This is a genomic window from Microbacterium sp. C7(2022), assembly GCF_028823665.1.
In the GTDB taxonomy this organism is placed as follows: Bacteria; Actinomycetota; Actinomycetes; order Actinomycetales; family Microbacteriaceae; genus Microbacterium.
Genome location: NZ_JAPEHV010000084.1, coordinates 1 through 235, shown reverse-complemented (window position 1 = coordinate 235; position 235 = coordinate 1). Strand labels below are relative to the sequence as shown.

Here is a 235-nt window from a genome sequence, read left to right as displayed (position 1 = left end):
CTTACACTCCCTCTTCACATGCGTAGCCAACCCAGACATGAACTTCCTTATCCTCGCTCGCATATTTTGAACCATCTCTGGAGCATACCTAGATAGTTGAATGAATTTTAGGCTGTACTCCTTCACAGTCATCCCCTCTTGCTTCAAGTTCACGAACTCCTCTACCTTAGCCTCTCTCAACTCCTAAGGAAAGAAGTGATCAAGGAAGGCACTCTCGAACTCTACCCAAATAGCA

The 235-nt window shown here is 45.5% G+C and carries 1 protein-coding gene; it reads right to left on the bottom strand.

The window, feature by feature from the left end:
- Positions 1 to 180 (bottom strand): hypothetical protein (locus ON062_RS14080; protein ID WP_368859994.1); only part of this gene is annotated, 180 nt, incomplete at its 3' end.
- Between the last annotated feature and the right edge of the window lie 55 nt (positions 181 to 235).